Annotated in this window: 18 protein-coding genes and 1 pseudogene; 12 read left to right on the forward strand and 7 right to left on the reverse strand. The window is 43.2% G+C overall.

The window, feature by feature from the left end; genetic code table 11:
- Nucleotides 1-10: 10 nt before the first annotated feature.
- Nucleotides 11-1,186, forward strand: a complete 1,176-nt coding sequence (locus HWQ58_RS00715) for a PepSY-associated TM helix domain-containing protein (RefSeq protein ID WP_292856604.1) — start codon at nt 11-13, stop codon at nt 1,184-1,186.
- A gap of 274 nt (nt 1,187-1,460) precedes the next feature.
- Here HWQ58_RS00715 and HWQ58_RS00720 read toward each other — a convergent pair whose 3' ends face one another.
- On the reverse strand, nt 1,461-2,240 hold the full coding sequence (locus HWQ58_RS00720; RefSeq protein WP_292856606.1) for an MBL fold metallo-hydrolase: 780 nt from the start codon (nt 2,238-2,240) through the stop codon (nt 1,461-1,463).
- A gap of 114 nt (nt 2,241-2,354) precedes the next feature.
- On the opposite strand from HWQ58_RS00720, the gene HWQ58_RS00725 reads away from it, so the two are divergent.
- Nucleotides 2,355-2,798 (forward strand): VOC family protein, encoded by a 444-nt coding sequence (locus HWQ58_RS00725; RefSeq protein ID WP_292856608.1) that lies wholly within the window; start codon nt 2,355-2,357, stop codon nt 2,796-2,798.
- A 27-nt stretch (nt 2,799-2,825) separates the two neighbouring features.
- On the opposite strand, the gene HWQ58_RS00730 is transcribed toward HWQ58_RS00725, so the two are convergent.
- Nucleotides 2,826-3,542, reverse strand: coding sequence for a Uma2 family endonuclease (locus HWQ58_RS00730; RefSeq protein WP_292856610.1), 717 nt, complete (start codon nt 3,540-3,542; stop codon nt 2,826-2,828).
- Nucleotides 3,543-3,729: 187 nt separating this feature from the next.
- Here HWQ58_RS00730 and HWQ58_RS00735 point away from each other — a divergent pair, with 187 nt between their 5' ends.
- The 7 genes from HWQ58_RS00735 (at nt 3,730) to HWQ58_RS00765 (ending at nt 12,336) form a co-directional block, all read left to right on the forward strand.
- Nucleotides 3,730-4,623 carry an alpha/beta fold hydrolase gene (locus HWQ58_RS00735; RefSeq protein WP_292856612.1) on the forward strand — a complete coding sequence of 298 codons (894 nt, stop codon included), beginning with the start codon at nt 3,730-3,732 and terminating at the stop codon, nt 4,621-4,623.
- 125 nt (nt 4,624-4,748) lie between these two features.
- The gene (locus HWQ58_RS00740; protein ID WP_292856614.1) at nt 4,749-5,807 is read left to right on the forward strand and encodes a serine/threonine-protein kinase; all 1,059 of its coding nucleotides are present in this window, start codon (nt 4,749-4,751) and stop codon (nt 5,805-5,807) included.
- A gap of 131 nt (nt 5,808-5,938) precedes the next feature.
- Nucleotides 5,939-6,211: a hypothetical protein gene (locus HWQ58_RS00745; protein ID WP_292856616.1), complete on the forward strand. Its 273-nt coding sequence runs from the start codon at nt 5,939-5,941 to the stop codon at nt 6,209-6,211.
- A 68-nt stretch (nt 6,212-6,279) separates the two neighbouring features.
- Nucleotides 6,280-7,920, forward strand: coding sequence for an AAA-like domain-containing protein (locus tag HWQ58_RS00750; RefSeq protein ID WP_292856618.1), 1,641 nt, complete (start codon nt 6,280-6,282; stop codon nt 7,918-7,920).
- Nucleotides 7,921-7,985: 65 nt separating this feature from the next.
- Nucleotides 7,986-8,612: a type I restriction enzyme HsdR N-terminal domain-containing protein gene (locus tag HWQ58_RS00755; RefSeq protein ID WP_292856620.1), complete on the forward strand. Its 627-nt coding sequence runs from the start codon at nt 7,986-7,988 to the stop codon at nt 8,610-8,612.
- 187 nt (nt 8,613-8,799) lie between these two features.
- Nucleotides 8,800-10,182 carry an AAA-like domain-containing protein gene (locus HWQ58_RS00760; protein ID WP_292856621.1) on the forward strand — a complete coding sequence of 461 codons (1,383 nt, stop codon included), beginning with the start codon at nt 8,800-8,802 and terminating at the stop codon, nt 10,180-10,182.
- A 54-nt stretch (nt 10,183-10,236) separates the two neighbouring features.
- Nucleotides 10,237-12,336 (forward strand): hypothetical protein, encoded by a 2,100-nt coding sequence (locus HWQ58_RS00765; RefSeq protein ID WP_366837118.1) that lies wholly within the window; start codon nt 10,237-10,239, stop codon nt 12,334-12,336.
- A 240-nt stretch (nt 12,337-12,576) separates the two neighbouring features.
- Here HWQ58_RS00765 and HWQ58_RS00770 read toward each other — a convergent pair whose 3' ends face one another.
- The 3 genes from HWQ58_RS00770 to HWQ58_RS00780 form a co-directional block, all read right to left on the reverse strand.
- Nucleotides 12,577-12,732: a hypothetical protein gene (locus HWQ58_RS00770; RefSeq protein ID WP_292856623.1), complete on the reverse strand. Its 156-nt coding sequence runs from the start codon at nt 12,730-12,732 to the stop codon at nt 12,577-12,579.
- Nucleotides 12,733-12,974: 242 nt separating this feature from the next.
- Complete coding sequence (locus HWQ58_RS00775) at nt 12,975-13,745, reverse strand: Uma2 family endonuclease (RefSeq protein WP_292856625.1); 771 nt, start codon at nt 13,743-13,745, stop codon at nt 12,975-12,977.
- Nucleotides 13,746-13,808: 63 nt separating this feature from the next.
- Nucleotides 13,809-14,555, reverse strand: coding sequence for a Uma2 family endonuclease (locus HWQ58_RS00780; protein ID WP_292856627.1), 747 nt, complete (start codon nt 14,553-14,555; stop codon nt 13,809-13,811).
- Nucleotides 14,556-14,737: 182 nt separating this feature from the next.
- Here HWQ58_RS00780 and uvrA point away from each other — a divergent pair, with 182 nt between their 5' ends.
- From uvrA to HWQ58_RS00795, 3 genes and pseudogenes are all read left to right on the forward strand, one after another.
- Entirely contained in the window at nt 14,738-17,623 is a 2,886-nt protein-coding gene (uvrA, locus tag HWQ58_RS00785) for an excinuclease ABC subunit UvrA (protein WP_292856629.1), read from the forward strand.
- A gap of 14 nt (nt 17,624-17,637) precedes the next feature.
- Nucleotides 17,638-18,054 carry a PAS domain-containing protein gene (locus HWQ58_RS00790; RefSeq protein WP_292856631.1) on the forward strand — a complete coding sequence of 139 codons (417 nt, stop codon included), beginning with the start codon at nt 17,638-17,640 and terminating at the stop codon, nt 18,052-18,054.
- Nucleotides 17,984-18,289: pseudogene (locus HWQ58_RS00795) on the forward strand (response regulator). The gene HWQ58_RS00790 and the pseudogene HWQ58_RS00795 overlap by 71 nt, the downstream one beginning before the upstream one ends.
- 224 nt (nt 18,290-18,513) lie before the next feature.
- Here the strand turns inward: HWQ58_RS00795 and HWQ58_RS00800 are convergent.
- Nucleotides 18,514-18,897 (reverse strand): transposase, encoded by a 384-nt coding sequence (locus tag HWQ58_RS00800; protein ID WP_292856633.1) that lies wholly within the window; start codon nt 18,895-18,897, stop codon nt 18,514-18,516.
- Between the two features lie 30 nt (nt 18,898-18,927).
- Nucleotides 18,928-19,236 (reverse strand): hypothetical protein, encoded by a 309-nt coding sequence (locus tag HWQ58_RS00805; RefSeq protein ID WP_292856635.1) that lies wholly within the window; start codon nt 19,234-19,236, stop codon nt 18,928-18,930.
- Nucleotides 19,237-19,399 lie beyond the last annotated feature (163 nt).

Here is a 19,399-nt window from a genome sequence, read left to right on the forward strand (position 1 = left end):
GTAATCCGTTATGACATCTACCAAACTTTCCCAAAACAACACTATCACCCCTAAAAGGCTCCGTAACTTTGTATTTTATCTCCACCGTTATCTCGGTCTAGTTTTGGGACTAATTATCGTGGTAATTGGTGTAACTGGCACATTGTGGATGTTTGATGCAGAAGTTTATCGTCTTGTCCTTGGTAAAAGATTGACGCAGGTAACACCACAGAGGAAACCGCTACCATTAAATGTGCTAGTAGAAAAAGTCCAAGCTGCATATAGTAGTCAGCCAGACTTGAAAGTTAGCGGGATTAGCTCTGATTACTTTCAAACAGGCACTTCACCTGCATCCGTAGGCATAGTTGACAAAAACGGCATATCCTTAGATGTACTTCTCAATCCTTATACAGGTGAAATTCTTGGCACTCATCAAACAACAGGTGACTGGCTCGATATTGCTGGTAAATTACATGTTGGCTCAGTTGCAGGCGATACAGGGGTGATAGTTTATGGCATTATTGGTTTGCTGATGTTTATTCTGTGCATCACAGGAATCTTTCTCTGGCCTGGTTGGCGCAAGTTAGTAACTGGCTTCAAAATCAAGCTCAACACCCATCCCAAGCGAGCAAACTTTGATATTCATAAAGTAGTAGGTATCTTCGCAGCTGTATTTCTAGCGATTTTAGGCTTTACAGGCTTCTGTATGAATTGGGGAAGCATGGTTAATCCAGTCATCCATGCTATTACTTTTTCTCCTTCTCCACCAGAACCAACCCTGGTTTCTGTGCCGATTCCTGGTAAAAAACCAATTTCACTTCAACAAGCAATTCAAATATCAAATACAGCACTTCCCGGTGCTACAACTCCAATTATTTGGCTTCCCACTACACCTGAAGGGATTTACAGCTTTCGCAAGCATTTCCCTGAAGATTTAAATTCATCAGGTTCAAGTGAGGTCTATGTAGACCAATACAGTGGAAAAGTGCTATGGATCAGGAGCATCCGTCAAATATCTAGAGGCGATAAAGTGATTGAGTGGATTGGAAACCTGCACTTTGGTCACTATGGCGGACGCACAACAGAAATTATTTACGGTTTGGTTGGTATCACTCCCATCATTTTGTTGATTACAGGTTTTGTGATGTGGTGGTATCGCTATCAAAGCAAAAATAGGAAACAACCAGTTGAGTTTTATGATAAATAATTTTGGGGCTAATGAATACTAAGGAGATAAGCGATCGCCCGCCCTTCTGCCTAAAATTTCTCTCCCAGTACTGCGCTCTCTTGACCCAAGCCCAGTTACAGCCTGAAATTTCCTCGCTTGAAAAAAAGGGGAAGCGTCTCACCTCAGCTTTCGTTGCTATTTCTCTTTCCTTGGGTAGAGGATTTGGGACATTGATGTTTCGGACGAGCGATCCCAATGACAGAATATAAAGCTTAAACATTGGTCGGATGTCGGCATCCAGCATCTACTCTCATTAGATTGCTAATGCTCGCTTTTCTAATGGTAGTTCAAAGCGATCGCCTGGTTTTGGCTCAAGTACCTTCGTCGCAAGATTGTTTTTCTCAAGTAACGAGCGAAATTCTTCAGCAGTTCCTTCAGTCTGAATCAATTTCATCAGCAATCCTTCAAACGCCACATCTCCACCAGCCGCTGTAGGTATTATTACTTGAGGCTGTAATGATTTTACGACTTCTAAAGCACTATTTTGTCCTTTAATAATCGACCCAAGCAAAGGTAGCGTCATATCAATAAACGGTGTAATCACTACATCTATAGGTGTAGCTTGCTGAAGTTCTGAGGAATGATACCCGTGAGGCTCGTAGTATACAGTTAAACCACTCTCCAATTCTTTGAGGAGATAACTATTTTCTACCAAAGTTGGGCCGATTGGTGAGCCGGGGAAAGCCTTGATTTCAATTTGATTATTTAAAGTAAAAGTTTCGCCATGAGCCAATACTGTTACCTGGGTATAGCCTAACTGCTGTACTACCTTAGCTGCATTGGGAGAAGCTACAACCTTAATACTGTGGTCAAGCAACTTGAGCGTTGGTGGGTGAGTGTGGTCTTCTAAACCCTGAGATAGCAGGATCAAATCAATATTATCTGGGATTGGGCGATTTTGCGATCGCGACCCTTTAAATAACCAATCCAAATTACTGAAAATTAACGAACCAACCAGCCAAGGGTCAATTAGTATTCGTTTTCCACCGATTTCCAACAGCCAAGAGTTGCTGTCTAACCAAGTTAAGAACATAAAATTTTATGAAGATAACGCCTACCTTCATTATCAATGGTATCAGCTTTCTTAGTAAGCCCTCAGGCCAATACCTACATTCGCCCGGTTAAGTCTACACACGCAGTTTTCTTGATGTCTGATCTTGGTTTTACCCACATAGCACTTGCAGTCACTGATGTTGATGCAAGTATCTCATTTTATGCAAAGTATGCCCAGATGACAGTCGTGCATCGTCGCACTGATCAAACGACTCAAGTAGATGTTGCTTGGATTAGTGACCTGACCAGACCTTTTGTGATTGTCCTAATTAAAGAAGCTAAAGTACAAGGCGCACTGTTACCACAATCCCATCTAGGGGTAGCTTATCAGAATCGTGAACAAGTTACTCGCCTGTGTGATGAAGCACGCGCAGAGGGGTTATTGCTGGCTGGGCCAAATGACTGGGCCCCTCCGGTTGGTTACTGGGCTTATCTTAGAGATCCAGATGGTCATACCCTGGAAATTTCCTATGGTCAGGAAATTAATTTTACAGTTGAGCAAGCTAGAGACGCAACTAATCGCATCTCTACAACTTAATTAAATCGTATTACTTGTAACCCTTAGCTAAGACTTTTGAACAAAGCGTCTTACTTTATCCACAGGTAAACTAAGAGCGCTTGCAACCTGTTCCACACTCAAGCCTAACTCCAATAATTTAGGTATTGCATCCTGTCGCGCTTGTTCTGCTTCTTTATGACTTAACAGTTTTCTCCCAGTTTGGGGGTTAAAAAACCGTAATTCTCCGTCAATCAATCTGAGGTCTAAACCCAATACTTCACTGTGAAAAGACGAGACACCATCGGGTAAAAAATTGGATGTAATGGGTTGATATTTGCCCTCAAATAAATAGGAACCCTTTAGTCGTGGGTTGAGGTAATCTCCGGTTGGGTCATACTGAAAATACTCTTGCACACCTAAAAGTGAATATTTCTTGGGTTTATCCTCTTCATCGTTTTCTTGGGTGCTTGCAGAAGTGATTTCCAAAATAAAATTAGGGACTTTACCCCCTTCTTCCCAAACCTTGTAGCTGACGCGCTTTTTCTTGTCTACCTCAAATACCACAAAGACATCAGGAGCAACCACAGCGCTAGGAATGCCCTTTTTGTAGTAAACAAATAGATTCCCTGATACGTAAACATCATTTCGGTCTTGGAAATAAATGTCTAAGGCTTCTACAGCATAAATTAGATAATCCCGTGCTGGATCGCTCTCTGCCATTGGTTTACCATCAGAGCTGGGGTAGATAATTTCGGTCTTGAGCTGGTTAGCAGAAAGGGTCATGGTCGCTTCTCTCCGAGACGCTGCGCGTAGCTTGCTTCCCCAAAGGGGTACGCTCCAATTCAAAATAGGTTATAGGGCAAAGACTTTAACTCAACTGGAACTGATTTCAAAATAGCATTTTGTTCAAACTTCATTTTATGTCAGAGAACATTAGTATATTTGAAGAAAGACTTTATTAATCTTAATAATGACTGTAACTACACAACAGCTTACAACCCAAGACGCCTTTGAGAAATTCTTTTGGACTTGGCAGGGCTACAAAATTCAGTACACTGTCATGGGTACAGGACGCCCTTTGGTACTGGTTCACGGCTTTGGTGCTTCCATTGGACACTGGCGCAAGAATATCCCAGTCTTAGCTAATGCTGGCTACCAGGTATTTGCCATAGACCTTTTAGGTTTTGGTGGTTCCGATAAAGCGCTTATTGATTACAGTGTAGAAGTTTGGGTGGAACTGCTGAAAGATTTTTGTACAGCACACATCCAGGAACCTGCTATATTTATTGGCAACTCCATTGGCGCACTTCTGAGCTTAATAGTACTGGTAGAACATCCAGAAATTGCTGCTGGCGGTATTTTAATTAACTCTGCGGGTGGTTTGAGTCATCGTCCCCACGAATTGAACCCGCCACTACGGATGGTGATGGCAACTTTTAATCGGTTTGTGCGATCGCAAATTACAGGTAAATTGGTCTTTAACCGCATCCGCCAAAAAGCCCAAATTCGCCGGACTCTTTACCAAGTTTACCGAAACCGTGAAGCCGTCACCGATGAATTAGTCGATTTACTTTATATTCCCTCTTGCGACCCAGGAGCGCAACAAGTCTTCGCCTCCATTCTCACAGCTCCTCCTGGCCCCAGTCCAGAGGAACTTTTGCCGAAAGTAGAATGTCCTTTATTAGTAATTTGGGGTGCTGACGATCCCTGGACACCAATTACCGGGGCTAAGATTTACGAAAAGGCGCGGGAGAATGGCAAAGATATCAAAATTGTTCCCATTCCCAATGCCGGTCATTGTCCTCACGATGAGGTTCCAGATGTTGTCAATGCCCAGATTGTCGATTGGCTAGCGCAAAAGTAATAATTTCGCCTTTCTGCCGATATGTATTAGCCCAAGCAAGGTAAAAATGGGGCTAACAATCTGGGTGAGTGGATCTTAATCTTTGAATTGCGCCTTGACAAAATCAAACTCGTATGGTGTGTGAAATGGAGCTTGATGTGCGTAATGGAGATAAAAGGGTAATTCCCTTAAATCACCATCCAGATTTTTCAGAACTTGGCTATCAAGTCATCAGCGAACTAGGACGCAACCGAGAAGGGGGACGGATTACTTATCTAGCTAATATCCTCAACTCTAATCAACAGGTGGTAATTAAAGAGTTTTGTTTTGCTCGTGCAGGTGCTGATTTATCAGGTGTGAAAGCATATCAGCGCGAAATTGAAATCTTGCAGCAACTAAATCATTCCCGCATTCCTCGCTATATAGATTCCTTTGAAATGCCAGGGGCTTTTTATTTGGTACAGGAATATAAAAATGCCCCATCCTTGGGATTAAAACGCAGCTTTCATCCTGAAGAAATTAAGCAAATTGCTCTGTCAATCTTAGAAATTTTGGTTTATCTGCAAAAGCAACTTCCCCCAATTATTCATCGGGATATTAAGCCAGAGAATATTTTGGTTGATGAAGAACTAAATGCTTACCTGGTTGATTTTGGGTTGGCTAGAATACAGGGTGCGAAAGTAGCTCTGAGCAGCTTTATAGCCGGAACCCCAGGTTTTATGCCACCAGAAGAACAGTTTGGTTATTCTCTGACAGAGGCATCAGATTTATATAGTTTAGGAGTAACACTAATTTGCTTACTTACTAATACCCGTTCTGTTGAGATTGGCAAATTAATTGATGATAACTATCGCTTTAATTTCCAGCAATTAGTTCCTCAAATCAGTCCCCGTTTCCGATGGTGGTTGATGAAAATGGTGGAACGTAACCGAAAACGTCGCTATGCTAATGCGGCTATTGCTTTAAAAGCACTTGAGCCAATTGAGGTTGTTGGTAGTGCAACTGGGTTAGATAATTTCATCAGTACAATCAAACCTAGAAAACGAACCACTTTGTTGGGACTAGCTACTGTTGTTACATTAGCTGCGGTTGCAGGAACTTTGATGAGTTGTCAGCCTGGTAATACGGTTAGGCAATTGCTGGAAGCTAGAGAATGTCAAAGCTTGGATTTAAGCTCAAGTTGCCAAGAAAAAATCGGAAATTAAGATTAATTAGGTTGCATCTGGCTAAGGATTACAGCAGTTTTCAATTGAATAGACTACACGCGTAGGGGCACAATATATTGTGCCCCTACAATTATGTATATTCCACGCTTGTAAAATTTGCTGGAATTTGCATGAGTATCAAAGGCTCATTAATGGAGTTCAAAGGCTCATTAATGGAGTTCAAAGGCTCATTAATGGAGTTCAAAGGCTCATTAATGGAGTTCAAAGGCTCATTAATGGAGTTCAAAGGCTCATTAATGGAGCTAAAAGACTCATTAATGGAGTTCAAAGGCTCATTAATGGAGCTAAAAGACTCATTAATGGAGTTCAAAGGCTCATTAATGGAGCTAAAAGACTCATTAATGAAGCGAAAAGGCTCGTTAACGGTAACGTGCTATCAGTAATTGTCTAGTTATCTGCTGTAGTAAACTACATCTAAGTCAAAAGCCTGCATTTAATAGTTGATAGCGCTGTGAAAAAAATCCTGATTGTGTCAGCTAATCCCACAACGACAGCCAAACTCCGCTTGGACGAGGAAGTAAGGGAAATTCAGTCAGGGTTGCAACGCTCTCGCAGCCGAGATAAGTTTGAACTGATTACTAAATGGGCGGTGCGGCCTGACGATTTGCGGCGTGCGCTTTTAGATCATAATCCTCATATCATCCATTTTTCTGGACATGGTGGAGGAAATCAAGGTTTAGCTTTGGAAAATAATACAGGGCAAATGCAGCTGGTGAGTACAGAGTCACTGGCAAGGTTATTTAAGTTATTTAAAGACAAAGTTGAGTGTATATTATTAAATGCTTGTTATAGCGAGGTGCAAGCTGAGGCAATTTACCAACACATTAACTGCGTGGTTGGGATGAATCGGGCAATTGGCGATCGCGCGGCAATTAAATTCGCGGTAGGCTTTTATGATGCACTAGGCGCTGATAGGTCTTATGAGGATGCTTACGAGTTTGGCTGTAGCGCTATTGACTTAGAAAGTATTCCAGAGTCTTCGACCCCAGTGCTGAAAAGTCGGAACCATCCCCAAGGTAATATCTCTGCTAACGAAACTATTTCAGATACCGAGATAAAATCAGCAGTCTCCTTAGAAAATCCAGAAGGGCAGGTATCTCTAAACTCTGCTTTCTATGTCGAGCGATCGCCTCTTGAGGTAGACTGTTATGAAGCGATTCTTCAACCAGGGGCCTTAATTCGCATCAAAGCTCCCCGGCAGATGGGCAAAACTTCGCTGATGTCGCGGGTTCTCCATCATGCTAGTCAAAACGGTTATAAGACTGCACGTGTAAATTTCCAGTCAGCCGATGCAGAATTTCTCGCTAATTTAGATCAGTTTTTACAGTGGTTCTGTGCCAGCATTACTTATGAACTGAATCTACCAGATAAGTTAGGCGAGTATTGGAAGGGTGTTTTAGGTAGCAAGAATAAATGTACAAATTACTTTCAACGGTATTTATTACCCGCCATTAATTGCCCTGTAGCTTTGGGTTTGGATGAAGTCGATGAAGTCTTCAAGCATCCCAAGATTGCGGCTGATTTTTTTGGATTACTACGAGCTTGGCATGAGCGGTCAAAGAATGAGACTGTTTGGAAAAATCTCCGGTTGGTGATTGTGCATTCTAAAGAAGTTTATATCCCACTCAATATAAATCAGTCGCCTTTTAATGTAGGTTTACCCATTGAGTTGCCAGACTTAAATCAAATACAAGTACAAAACTTGGTACAGCTTCACAGCCTCAATTGGTCTAACTCACAAATTGAAGAATTAATGACACTGGTGGGTGGTCATCCTTATTTAGTGCGGGTAGCGCTTTATGAAATTGCCCGTGGTCGGATGACGCTGGAAAATCTGCAAAAAATCGCTGCAACTGAAGAAGGCCCTTACAGTGACCATTTACGCCGCCATTGGCTGAATTTGCAAGAGGATGGAGAATTGCTAGCTGCGGTCAAACAAGTGATGATGGCAAATCGCGCCGTGGATGTAGGCACAACTCAAGCGTTTAAACTCCGCAGTATGGGGTTAGTTAAGTTTCAAGGCAATGAAGTGATACCTCTGTGTGAATTGTATCGTCAATATTTTTGCGATCGCTTGGGGTTGAAAAATTAAAAAACTATATTAGGAGTGCAATAGAACTTTCATCTCCAATTAGCATTTAACAAAAAGGATTAACAATGGTTCAATTTATTCAAGGAAGAGATATAACCTTAGCCCAACTCATCGATCAATTTGGTCTACAACTTGCAGACGACGAACATTTTTTTTCAGAGTGGCAGCAAGATTTACCTGAGTTGAGTGATTTAGAAAAGCAATCTCTCAACGAAGTAAAGGCAGAATATTTGCATCTATCGAAATATCCTATTTTAGAACCTGTAGTCAAAATGGTGGTGCTATCTCCAATATTGCGTCTAGCAGGTTTTTATCAACCGCCTTTCTACATCACGTCGGAACAAGAGGTCAGAATTTCTTCTGAAGACGAAGGCACAATTATTAGAGGACGTATTGATATTTTGGTGTTCCATCCTCCACTTTGGGTTCTCGTAATTGAGGCAAAACGAGCAGATTACTCATTAGTGCCAGCAATTCCACAAGCATTGGCTTATATGTTGGCAGATGCAACTTCGGCTAAACCTGTTTTTGGGTTTATCACCAATGGTAGTGAATTTCAATTTATTAAGTTGACGAAACAGAGTACACCGAGATATGCCTTATCTTACACACTGTCGCTTAATCGTGGGGATGACTTATATACTGTCGTAAAAGTGTTAAAACATCTAGCTGGTTTAATTCGTAATTTGTAATTTGTAATTATGACCTCTCCCTGGTTTTACTACGTAAAACCGTCTCTCTCCGAATTGGAGAGGAATAGACTTGAACTTTAGTTCAAGGCAGGGAGAGGTTTATTGAACTCAGGTTGTATTTCATAATTTTGAATTTTGAGTCGCACCTTTGGTGCGCTGGAAGCGCAACTTAAATTTGGAATTGTTTATGATCCAGTACCAATATCAAGTCGGTGGTAGTCTTCCTCAAAATGCACCAACTTATGTTAGACGGCAAGCTGACGATGACCTCTATGAAGGCTTGAAGGCTGGGGATTTTTGTTATGTCCTCAATTCCCGGCAGATGGGGAAATCTAGCTTGCGGGTGCAGGTAATGCAGCAGTTGCAAACTGAGGGATTTGCTTGTGCTGCTGTTGATATTACAGCTATTGGAACGGCAGATATTACCCCAGAACAGTGGTATGCCGGGGTGATTGATACTCTGGTGGGAAGTTTGAATATTTATACAACTTTTGATTTAGATACTTGGTGGATTGATAACGGGTTGCTTTCACCAGTGCAGCACTTGAGCAAGTTTATTGAAACAATTTTATTAAAAACAATTACTGAAAATATTGTTATTTTTATTGATGAAATTGACAGCGTTCTGAGTCTTTCATTCAACTTGGATGACTTTTTTGCCGTTATCCGCGATTGTTATAACCGACGAGCAGACCATCCTGAATATAACCGCCTCACCTTTGCTTTAATTGGCGTATCTACACCTTCAGATTTAATTCAAGACAAACGCCGGACACCTTTTAATATTGGACAGGCAATTGATTTAACCGGCTTTCAACTGCAAGAGGCGCAACCCTTGGCGCAGGGTTTGGCAGAACTGGGTGATTCTCAAGAGGCAATGGCGGCGGTGCTGGATTGGACGGGAGGACAGCCGTTTTTGACGCAAAAAGTTTGTAAGTTGTTAATTGAGGAATGCCCTGTAGAGACGCGATTTATGAGCCAGCGCGTTGCGGGGGTTTCCCCCGTTGTAGCGACTGGCGTCGCGTCTTGTGCAGACGAGGAGAAATCCCAAATTCAGGGGTTGGTGGCAGGGGTGGTAAGAAGGCGGATTATTGAGAATTGGGAGACGCAAGATGAGCCGGAGCATTTGAAGACGATTCGTGACAGAATTTTGCAGAGTGGGGAACAGAGGACTGGGCGATTGTTGGGGTTGTATCAGCATTTGCAGCAGGGAGAGATAGTAGCTGATGATAGTCCTGAACAAACGCAACTGCGGTTGACGGGTTTGGTGGTGAAGCGGGAGGGGAAGCTGCAAATTTATAACCGTATATATAAGGAGGTGTTTAAACAGGAATGGTGCAACAAGATTTTAGCAAAGTTGCGCCCTTACTCCGATACATTTAATGCCTGGGTAGAGTTTGAACGTCAAGATGAGTCGCGCTTGTTGCGGGGAAAGACTTTACACGATGCCCAAGAATGGGCAGTTGGTAAAAGTTTGAGTGATTTGGACTATCAGTTTTTAGCTGCTAGCCAAGAGTTGGAAAAGCGTGATGTGCAGAAAAGGCTGGAAGCAGAGGAACAGGCAAAGTAAGTTTTAGCAGAGGCGAACCACAAAGCTAATCAACAGATTCGTATTGGCTCTGTAGTGTTAGGTTTTGCTCTGGTGGGGGCGGTAGCATCATTTATAGTTACTCAACTAAGTCTTCAGGCATCCAGGAATGCGATCGCAGTGGCAGAATTAGCTAAGGCAGAAACAAATAACGCCCAGAGACAGTTAAAAAACGCGAGGACAGAAACCGCAGCAACCAAGCAAGATAATCAGCGTATATCAGCTGAAAATAAACGGATATCGGAACAGGCAGCACAGGCAAAACAGAATCTTGGTAACGCAACTTCAAAACTGAATGCTGCAAATGTCGAAGTGAATCAGGCACAGCAAAACTTGAAATTAGCCCAAAACAAAGTGGCAGCAGCTAGCGCAAAGGCTAGTCAAGCTGAAGTACAGGCAAATCAAGCAATTCAACAACGACAAGAGGCACAACAGCAACGTGAAAAAGCTGTTGCAGATTTAAATCGGGCAAGGCAAGAACAACAGCAGGCGCAACAACAATTACAAATAGCTCAAACTGCTCTGAATGCGGCAGTCAATGGCCGTAAAACTTCTCTTGAGGAACTAAAAAAGGCAGATGCAGACAGAAAAATTGCTTTAATAGCTACGCGATTGGAACGAGACGGAACCGCTGCATTGCGGGAGTTTGTACCTTCAAGGGAAATAGAGGGACTGCTGTTAGCAGTGCAGAGTGCGGAAGAACTAAAAACTCTGGTCAAGGATCAAAAATCTCTAGCAGATTATCCTGCTTATAGTCCTTTGTTTAATTTACAGAATATTCTGCTAAATATTCGCGAACAAAATCGTCTGGAAGGGCATAGCGATTCGGTCATCAGTGTCGTCTTCAGCCCGGATGGCAAAACTTTAGCTTCCGCCAGTCTTGACAAGACGATCAAATTGTGGAATCGGGACACGGGCAAAGAAATTACCACCCTGACTGGGCATAGCGCTGCGGTCAACAGCGTCGTCTTCAGCCCGGATGGCAAAACTTTAGCTTCCGCCAGTCGTGACAAGACGATCAAATTGTGGAATCGGGACACGGGCAAAGAAATTACCACCCTGACTGGGCATAGCGCTGCGGTCAACAGCGTCGTCTTCAGCCCGGATGGCAAAACTTTAGCTTCCGCCAGTCGTGACAAGACGATCAAATTGTGGAATCGGGACACGGGCAAAGAAATTACCACCCTGACTGGGCATAGCGCTGCGGTCAACAGCGTCGTCTTCAGCCCGGATGGCAAAACTTTAGCTTCCGCCAGTTATGACAAGACGATCAAATTGTGGAATCGGGACACGGGCAAAGAAATTACCACCCTGACTGGGCATAGCGCTGCGGTCAACAGCGTCGTCTTCAGCCCGGATGGCAAAACTTTAGCTTCCGCCAGTTATGACAAGACGATCAAATTGTGGAATCGGGACACAGGCAAAGAAATTACTACCCTGACTGGGCATAGCGATTGGGTCATCAGCGTCGTCTTCAGCCCGGATGGCAAAACTTTAGCTTCCGCCAGTCGTGACAAGACGATCAAATTGTGGAATCGGGACACGGGCAAAGAAATTACCACCCTGACTGGGCATAGCGCTGCGGTCAACAGCGTCGTCTTCAGCCCGGATGGCAAAACTTTAGCTTCCGCCAGTCGTGACAACACCATCAAATTGTGGAATCGGGACACGGGCAAAGAAATTACCACCCTGACTGGGCATAGCGCTGCGGTCAACAGCGTCGTCTTCAGCCCGGATGGCAAAACTTTAGCTTCCGCCAGTGGTGACAAGACGATCAAATTGTGGAATCCGGACACAGGCAAAGAAATTACCACCCTGACTGGGCATAGCGATTGGGTCATCAGCGTCGTCTTCAGCCCGGATGGCAAAACTTTAGCTTCCGCCAGTGATGACAACACCATCAAATTGTGGAATCGGGACACGGGCAAAGAAATTACCACCCTGACTGGGCATAGCGCTGCGGTCAACAGCGTCGTCTTCAGCCCGGATGGCAAAACTTTAGCTTCCGCCAGTGGTGACAAGACGATCAAATTGTGGAATCTGAATCTTGATGATTTATTAGCGCAGGGTTGCAGTTGGCTAAAGGGTTATTTGGCTAGCCATTCTGATGCGGTTAAGGTGTGTCCGGGGCGGTAGGGAGATGAGGGAGATGAGGGGGATAAGGAAGCGATCGCCTTTTAATATTCATAATGGCGATCGCTTGGTAAATTAGAAATGCGATCGCACTTTATAACCTAATTTTTGCAGTAATTCTAAGCTTAAATGTAGAGCTAAAGGCGATCGCTTGGTAAATTAGAGATGCGATCGCACTTTATAACCTAATTTTTGCAGTAATTCTAAGCTTAAATGTAGAGCTAAAGGCGATCGCTTGGTAAATTAGAGATGCGATCGCACTTTATAACCTAATTTTTGCAGTGATTCTAAGCTTAAATGTAAAGCCAAAGGCGACGCCGAATAGCCCGTCGTAGACATCGCTTGGTAAATTAAAGATGCGATCGCAGTTCTGATCTCGGCGTTTCGAGTTCCGAACACGAATCGCCGAGCAAAAAGGTCGAACTTCCGAGTTCCGAACACGAATCGCCGAGTAAAAAGGTCGAAGTTCCGAGTTCCGAACACCAATGACCGAGCAAAAAGGTCGAACTTCCGAGTTCTGAACACCAATGACCGAGCAAAAAGGTCGAACTTCCGAGTTCCGAACACCAATGACCGAGCAAAAAGGTCGAACTTCCGAGTTCCGAACACCAATGACCGAGCAAAAAGGTCGAAGTTCTGAGTTAAACCTCCGGTTCTACTCCCAGCGCTTTTAACTGAGCGGCCAATCTCTCTGCACGCTGACTTTCTTGTTCTGCACGCTGGCGTTCTTGTTCTGCAAGCTGTTGAGCAGCGTTTTTCTCTTGCCGTTCTTTTACTGCTAACTCCAAACCCCACAGTAATAGTTCGCCGTTATCATCCCACCAACGTAACCAATAACCTGTGCGGTTTTCTCGGCTTCCCTGCCATACACCTAAAAACAAGTTCATTTCGGCAATCCAGTGACGATTATTTGCATCTGGTGTTTGCAGTTCATAATGTCCTAAATTATCTCTCCGATAAACTTCTAAAACTCCGCCGTCTGGGTCAAAAATGGCATAGTTTGGCACTTGTAAAATCTGCTCATAATAAAACCATTTACCAGGGGGATAGGTTGGTTTACTCGAATACTCTCCACCTTCTGTATCTGAGAGAAATTCCATCACAATTACCGGAATATCACCTTGGAGTCGTGGCGTATAACTGCGCTTCACTTCTTCTCGTGAGACTCGAATAGATGATACATAAGCCCAATCTGGGGCTTTGACCACGAATCGATTATTCAAGGTGGCGCAGATACCGTAGTTAGTAATGGTTAAAGCATCGGTGGGTAATCTGCCAGCAAGTTCCAAGCTTTCTGTTAAAGCAGCAGCCAAGAGTGGCTGATTAATGTTATCCACTGGCTTGTTGTCTAAAACAAAATCATCAGGTAACTTTTCCCAGGTAACTTGATGGGTGGCTGCATTCGCTAGCATAATCAGAATATTTCAAGTACAACTTTAATTTCTAATAGCCCGATTAAAAAATTGCACACGGCGTTACTCCTGAGCAAGGGTTTGCACTTCTTCCACTGACAATCCCAAAGCTTGGGCAATCTGTTCGATACTCAAATTCATTTGCAATAATCGGGGTATGGCATCTCTTGTGGCTTGTTCTGCAAGTTCCGCCCGTTGCCGTTCTTGTTCAGCCCGTTGCCGTTCTTGCTCGGCGTTGCGAGAAATTTCTGTATAAGTTAAAAACCGTTCTCCGTCAGGACGATATAACTGCAAACCCTCTGGTAATGGAGCAAAGCGAATTTTTAATTGAGGACTTACCCAATCTTCCATTTGAGGGATGACATCTAACCCATCTTCACCACGTAACCATCCATGTAAATTATTGCGATCTGGATCGTAAATGTAGTACTCTTCCACGCCATAGCGATCGTAGAACAGTAATTTCTTGTCCATTTCAGTTTGAGTGTTGCTGGGAGAAAGAATTTCAAACACCACCTGTGGTGCAACTCCCTCTTCTTTCCATTGTTGGTAGCACAAGCGATCGCCTTTTGGTCTACCTAATACCACCATCACATCTGGGGCGTTAACAATTTTATTGCGTCCCTCTACCGGATACCAAAACAAATCCCCCGCAACAAATACATTTGGATCGTCAGCAAATAGCCACTCTATATTCTGCTTAATTTCTACAATCCAGCCAAATTGTATGGTATTATTAGCCACTGGTTGTCCGTCACTATCTGGGTAGATGACCTTTGGCTGCGTCGGCGGTTGGATTTGCGATACCATAGCTTGGCCCTCAGAAGGATATTTAATCGGGATGCTTCCAAATTAGCAGACTCTTAAAGATGTCTGCGGCATGAATCTGGAGTAATAACTATCTATAACAGTACGATTGTTCTACTATAAACAGATTAAAGATAGTATTATTAAGGACTGTTTCATCAGAAACTCCTTCTTCGCCGCCCAATATGTCAGACAAACAGCTAGCAGCATCCTTGAATGGACATCTTCCGTACCCCAGCCACAACAGCCAGAATACCATTCGGATTCGGGGTGCTAGGCAGCATAATCTGAAAAATATTGACTTGGAATTGCCACGCGATCGCCTAATCGTATTCACTGGCGTTTCTGGCTCTGGTAAGTCTTCCCTGGCCTTTAACACCATTTTCGCTGAAGGGCAACGTCGCTATGTAGAATCCCTCAGCGCTTACGCACGGCAATTTCTCGGACAACTGGATAAGCCGGATGTGGAGGCGATTGAAGGTTTAAGTCCAGCAATTTCTATTGACCAAAAGTCAACGTCTCATAACCCCCGTTCTACTGTAGGTACAGTGACGGAGATTTACGACTATCTGCGGCTGTTATTTGGTCGGGCTGGCGAACCCCATTGTCCGATATGCGATCGCTGTATTGCACCCCAGACAATCGATGAGATGTGCGATCGCATTATGGAATTACCAGACCGCACCCGCTTCCAAATCCTTGCACCCGTTGTCAGGGGGAAAAAGGGCACACACCGTAAGCTTTTGTCAAGTCTGGCATCTCAAGGTTTTGTCCGCGTGCGAATCAATGGAGAGATCCGCGAACTGTCAGATTCCATTGAATTGGATAAAAATATTACCCACACTATCGAAGTGGTAATTGACCGCTTGGTGAAAAAGGCTGATATTCAGGAACGTTTGGTTGATTCCCTGTCTACGTGTCTCAAGCAATCGGGTGGGATTGCAGCCATTCTGGTGAGTCTGCTTGGTGACGACGGACAAGAAAAAGAAGAAGAATTAGTATTTTCAGAAAACTTTGCCTGTCCAGAACATGGCGCGGTAATGGAGGAATTATCGCCGCGATTGTTCTCCTTTAACTCACCTTATGGTGCTTGTCCGCACTGTCATGGAATTGGGACTTTAAGAAGATTTGCGCCAGACTTGATCGTACCCGACTGGGAAGCGCCAGTTTATGCTGCGATCGCTCCTTGGTCAGAAAAAGATAATTCTTATTATCTGGAATTACTCTATAGCGTCGGACAGATTTATGGGTTTGAGTTACAGACAAATTGGAGCAAGCTGACAGAAGAACAGCAGCAGACTATTTTGTATGGAGAAAAAGAAGAAACTACAAAAACAGATAAAAAACAAAATTTTAAAGGTACTATTCCAATTTTGCAACGGCAATATGAAGGTGGTTCTGAGTTAATTAAGCAAAAATTAGAGCAGTATTTGATCGATCAACCGTGTGAACTTTGTCAGGGAAAACGGTTAAAACCGGAAGCTTTGGCGGTGAAGTTAGGACAATATGGAATTTTAGAATTAACTGGAGTATCAATTCGGGATTGTCGAGAGAGAATTGAGCAATTTAAGTTGAGCGATCGCCAGTTACAAATTGCTGATTTAGTCCTGAGGGAAATCAAAGCTAGATTGCAATTTTTGTTGGATGTCGGTTTAGATTACCTCACCCTCGATCGTCCCGCCATGACCCTTTCTGGTGGCGAAGCCCAACGAATTCGCCTAGCAACGCAAATTGGTTCTGGTTTAACAGGAGTTCTCTATGTTTTAGATGAACCAAGTATTGGTTTGCATCAACGAGATAATGGTAGGTTACTCAAAACTTTAACTAAGTTGCGCGATTTAGGTAATACATTAATTGTCGTCGAACACGATGAAGAAACAATTCGTGCAGCTAATTACATAGTTGATATTGGCCCCGGTGCAGGAATTCACGGCGGAAATATTATTGCCCAAGGTGATTTTCAGGCGTTATTAGCGGCAGAAGATTCTTTGACTGGTGCTTACTTATCAGGAAGACGGATAATTAACACGCCAGCAGAACGCCGCGAAGGAAATGGGCGTAGTTTGGGAATTAAAAATGCCCATCGCAACAATTTAAGAAATATAGATGTAGAAATTCCACTAGGTAAACTCGTCTCCATCACTGGTGTGTCTGGTTCTGGGAAATCTACCCTGATTAACGAGTTACTGTACCCATCTTTGCAACACCATTTAACTAAGAAAGTTCCCTTACCCAGACATTTGGATAAAATTCAGGGATTAAATGCGATTGATAAAGCGATCGTTATCGATCAATCCCCAATTGGACGCACACCACGTTCTAACCCTGCAACTTACACAGGAATTTTTGATGCCATTCGAGATGTATTTTCCCAAACAGTAGAAGCCAAAGCTAGGGGCTACAAACCCGGACAATTTTCTTTCAACGTTAAAGGTGGCCGTTGCGAAGCTTGTAGCGGACAGGGTGTAAATGTTATTGAAATGAACTTTCTCCCAGATGTTTACGTGCAATGCGAAATTTGTAAAGGTGCAAGATACAACCGCGAAACTTTGCAAGTGAAGTATAAAGATAAGTCTATTTCTGATGTTCTGAGAATGACAGTTGAGGAAAGTTTAGACTTTTTCCAGAATATTCCCAAAGCGATCGCACGTTTGCAAACTTTATTTGATGTTGGGTTGGGTTATGTCCAATTAGGACAACCTGCGACTACCTTATCTGGTGGTGAAGCGCAACGGGTGAAATTGGCAACAGAACTATCTCGACGCGCTACAGGTAAAACACTTTATTTAATCGATGAACCAACAACAGGATTATCTTTTTACGATGTCCATAAATTATTAGATGTGTTGCAACGATTGGTAGATAAAGGCAATTCAATATTAGTAATTGAACACAACTTAGATGTAATTCGTTGTTCTGATTGGGTGATAGATTTAGGGCCAGAAGGTGGCGACAAAGGCGGAGAATTAATTGCTATAGGTACACCAGAAGAAGTAGCAAAAAATCCCAGGTCTTATACTGGGCAATATCTACAGCAGGTATTAAAACAATATCCGGCGATGAGAAAGTAGAGTTTTTGCTATAGATGTTTATCAAATTGTGGCTTGCCCAAAGAGCACTCAACTTTCCCAAAGCAAACATACTGGTGATTGATGACACCCCAGAAAACCTGAATCTCCTATCTGCCATGCTGACGGAACAGGGATATAAAGTTTGGAGTGTAACTAAAGGTTCTACAGAGAAGTTTGCTAAAGTTTTTCGCTCTAGTCCCAACCCAATTGCGATCGCCACAGTTTCCGAAGCTCGTTTTATTGATGTCAATCCCAGCTTCTTGAAGATGAGTGGCTACTGTCTAAAGAAAGTAATTGGGGATACTGCTACCAAACTTAATTTAGGCAAAAGTACAGGCGATCGCAAAATTGGGATTAGAAATGGGTGCTGGTTGGAACGTATTGACTGCTCGTTCTGGTCGGGAAACCTTGAATATAGCTGCCAACTCTAAACTTGATGTCATTTTACTAGATATGATGATGCCTGATATGAATGGGCGTGCCACTCTGTAACAACTGAAGGCTAACCCCATCACCAAGTGAATTTCAGTAATTTTACTAACTGCTAAAGTTCAGGAGTCCGATCAACAAAGCTTTACTGGCTTAGATATAGTTGCTGTCTTTGCCAAGCCTTTCCGTCCCTTGAAACTAGCAGTGCAAATTAGTCAAGCATTGAGCTGGGGCTGATAATGAAATAGATATTTATTAGTAACGCCTTATGTGAATTAAGCCACAGGATGCTGTTCAAAAGTAAGCACATCAATATCAAAACGCTGACGCAGAAAAATACGCAGAGTATGGCTGGTCATTTTAGCGGTAACATGAACACAGATACGGTCAACTTTCTTTCTCAGGAAACGTTCCAAATTCGTCCGGTATTTTGTACTTCGTTAAATACACCTTCAACACGCTCACGCAGGCTGTTTAATAAACTTATCAATTGCTTTTGGCTGTTGTTGAAGTTGGTTGGCTCTTTTGGGAGTGAAAATTTGATTGCCTGTGGTTTTGCAAATATCGCTCTGCCATTCGCCACCAATAAATCCTTTGTCAGCAAAGATGCGACAGCCGTGAACGCAGCCTAAAACTGATTCTGCCGCTAGACGTTCATCAGTACTGGCGGGCACTAAGGAGTAAACTAGGGGAATTCCGGCCAGGGCACTGATGAGTACCAATTTGTAGCCAAAGTAATTCATTTTCCGACTGGTACACCACCTATAATCAGCACTGGCAGTAAAATCACTTTGGCATTTGTCACGTTTGTAGCCAACTACTGGTACTGGTTTTATATCTAACAATAGGGTGTGCTCAAAGATTGCGCCCAACTCTCATACCCAGAAACGTCTCAATTCTTCAAGCATTCCCTCTAAGCGTCTGGCTGGCCGATTGAACTGCTTTGGTCTAACAGTTTCGGAAATAGGCTCAAGTAGTTTGCCCTGAAAAACTCTAAAAACTGCTGTTCTCCTGGGTATGGGAAAAAATCCATTGCCACTAACTTTTGTTTTCATCTCACTATCTGTAAATCTCGGTGATGGTCCTGGCAATAACGGTACATAACGATAGCCTTTTTGCTGATACCAGTCATCTACTAGCACATAAATTGTTGTCAACAGGGTTGAACCGTCTACCATATTCATTGGGAGACCTCAAGCTTTGGTGTCGTTAGCTTTATCTTGTGGTTTCCCCTTCTTTTTTGCTACCCCAACTCACATAAGCCGTCTATAAAGAATTTATGCGCTAGGAAAGCGATCGCCCCTGCCAATATCCTCTAACAACCAGGCACGCAACAGTGGATCTAAA

This window comes from Nostoc sp. LPT (genome assembly GCF_017115165.1).
In the GTDB taxonomy this organism is placed as follows: Bacteria; Cyanobacteriota; Cyanobacteriia; order Cyanobacteriales; family Nostocaceae; genus Nostoc.